3 protein-coding genes are annotated in these 2,189 nt (G+C 65.0%); 1 reads left to right on the forward strand and 2 read right to left on the reverse strand.

Translation table 11 applies throughout. The features are described 5' to 3' along the window. The coding region (locus tag KH616_RS24330) for an isocitrate/isopropylmalate family dehydrogenase (RefSeq protein ID WP_292253778.1) at nt 1-189 on the reverse strand (189 nt) is incomplete at its 3' end. A gap of 119 nt (nt 190-308) precedes the next feature. On the opposite strand from KH616_RS24330, the gene KH616_RS24335 reads away from it, so the two are divergent. Next, complete coding sequence (locus tag KH616_RS24335; RefSeq protein ID WP_292253780.1) at nt 309-1,232, forward strand: LysR substrate-binding domain-containing protein; 924 nt, start codon at nt 309-311, stop codon at nt 1,230-1,232. A 316-nt stretch (nt 1,233-1,548) separates the two neighbouring features. On the opposite strand, the gene KH616_RS24340 is transcribed toward KH616_RS24335, so the two are convergent. Beyond that, a partial coding sequence (locus KH616_RS24340; RefSeq protein WP_292253782.1) for a DUF3734 domain-containing protein occupies nt 1,549-2,189 on the reverse strand: 641 nt, incomplete at its 5' end.

The following is a 2,189-nucleotide window of genomic DNA, read 5'->3' on the forward strand; positions in this document are numbered from 1 at the left end:
CCAGTCGTCCGGCATCATCCGGCCGTGCTGCGCGTAGTAGTCGCAGCTCGCCCATTCGATGTGCCGGAATGCGAAGCGGATGCCGAAGCGGGCCGTGACGGCGTCGAGTGCACGCAGTCCTTCCGGCATCACTTCGCGGCCGATGCCGTCGCCGGGAATGACGGCGATGTTGTAGATTCTGTCGCTCATGCGAGGTCTCCTGTCGATCGGGCCGTTGCGGACGATGGGCGCGACGGCGTTCGAAGGCATTCTATTTATTTCCGTCAGGATTAGAATGCCCGAACCGGTTAATCGACTTTCCACGAATCGTGAATAAATCGCCGAACCTCGACGACCTGCGCGTGTTCAGCGTCGTCGTACGCCTGACGAGCTTCAGCGCGGCGGCGGAGCAGCTCGCGGTATCGCCCGCATATGTCAGCAAGCGCATCGCGCTGCTCGAGGCCCAGCTCGGTACGCGGCTTCTGCATCGCTCGACGCGCCGCGTCACGGTAACGGAGGCGGGCGAGCGCGTATTCGCACGCGCTGAAAAAATTCTCGACGACGTCGATCAACTGGTCGAGGACGTATCGACGACGCGCACGGTGCCCCGCGGCACGCTGCGCATGTCGAGCAGCTTCGGCTTCGGGCGGCATGTCGTCGCGCCTGCGCTGCTCGACTTCACCGCACGCTATCCGCAGTTGAATGTGCGGCTCGATCTGTTCGACCGGCTTGTCGACGTCGCGGGCGAAGGATTCGACCTCGATATCCGGATCGGCGACGACATTGCCGATCACCTGATCGCCCGCCGGCTCGCCGCGAACTATCGCGTGCTATGTGCGTCGCCCGACTATCTTGCGCGGCGCGGGACGCCGCGCTCACTCGCCGACCTCGCGTCGCACGCGTGCCTGGCGATCAAGGAACGCGATCATCCGCTCGGCGTCTGGCGGTTGAGCGTGCGCGGTGAAATGTCGACCGTAAAGGTCGGCGGCGCGTTGTCGACGAATCACGGCGAAGTCGCCGTGCAATGGGCGCTGGCCGGGCGCGGGATCGTCCTGCGCTCGATCTGGGAGGCCGGCCCGCTGATCGAGCAGGGTGCACTGTGCCGCGTGCTGCCGGACGTGACGCAGCCGGCGAATATCTGGGCGGTCTATCCCGAGCGGGTCGCGTCGTCGGCGAAAGTGCGCGTGTGCGTCGATTTTCTCGCAGAGGCGTTTGCCGGCCTGGACGACGCGGCACGCGAAAGCGCCGCGTGACGGGGCGAAAAGGTGAGCTTCTACGGGAGCAGAGACCGATGCGGCTGCGCATCGGACAACGTCGCGCAAAGGGCGATCCGATATTGAGCGCGATCTCGCGGCGACGCCTGATCCAGCGCGCGACAGGCGCGGGCGGGAGGCGGCGACCGGCGACTGGCGGCCACCGGCGCGGAACGCGCGATGCTGACGTGAAATGCATCAGTCGCGCCCCGCACGCAAGCGGCGAGTGCGAACAGCGTAGTGAAAGCCGGCATGCCGCGCCGGAAAAGAACCCGGACCGGCGCAGGCGCAGCGCCGGTCCGTTTCGCACACGACACTATCTCTTGCGATGAATGTCGTGCGTCACGAAGCCCGCGTCGTTGTTCGGCAATGCGAGGCCATCCTTGACCGCGAGCGTCTTGCGGATGTCGTCGAGTCCCGCGGACCAGTGATCACGCATCGTCGACAGACCGAACTGATAGTCCTTGTAATGATGCTCGTAGGCCTTCTCCTGATAGATCAGGTGCTGGACGTTGTACTTCTTGCTGCATGACAGCGCCTCGGCCTCGATGCACCACGGATCGGTCTTGCGTTGTGCTTCCGGTATCTGATCGAGCACCTGCCGCAGCACGTTGCGATAACGCTGTTCGCGCTGCAGCGTGTCGGTGACGAAACGCGTTCGGCTCGAATACTGGACGTCCTTCGTGCGCTCGGCGACATCGGCCATCGTGCGCGGCAACGGTCCGCGGGCGCTCCACAAGTCGACCTGGAACGCGAGCGTGTCGCGGCGCGGGCGCGCGCGCAACACTTCCATCAGCGGCGTGTTCGATACGACACCGCCGTCCCAGTAGTACTCGCCGTCGATCTCGACCGGTGGAAACGCGGGCGGCAGCGCGCCCGACGCCATGAAGTGTTCCGGCTTGAGACGCGTGCTGGTGTTGTCGAAATAGATGAAGTTGCCCGTGCCGACGTTGACCG

Origin of the sequence: Burkholderia sp., assembly GCF_018375725.1 — a bacterium.
In the GTDB taxonomy this organism is placed as follows: Bacteria; Pseudomonadota; Gammaproteobacteria; order Burkholderiales; family Burkholderiaceae; genus Burkholderia.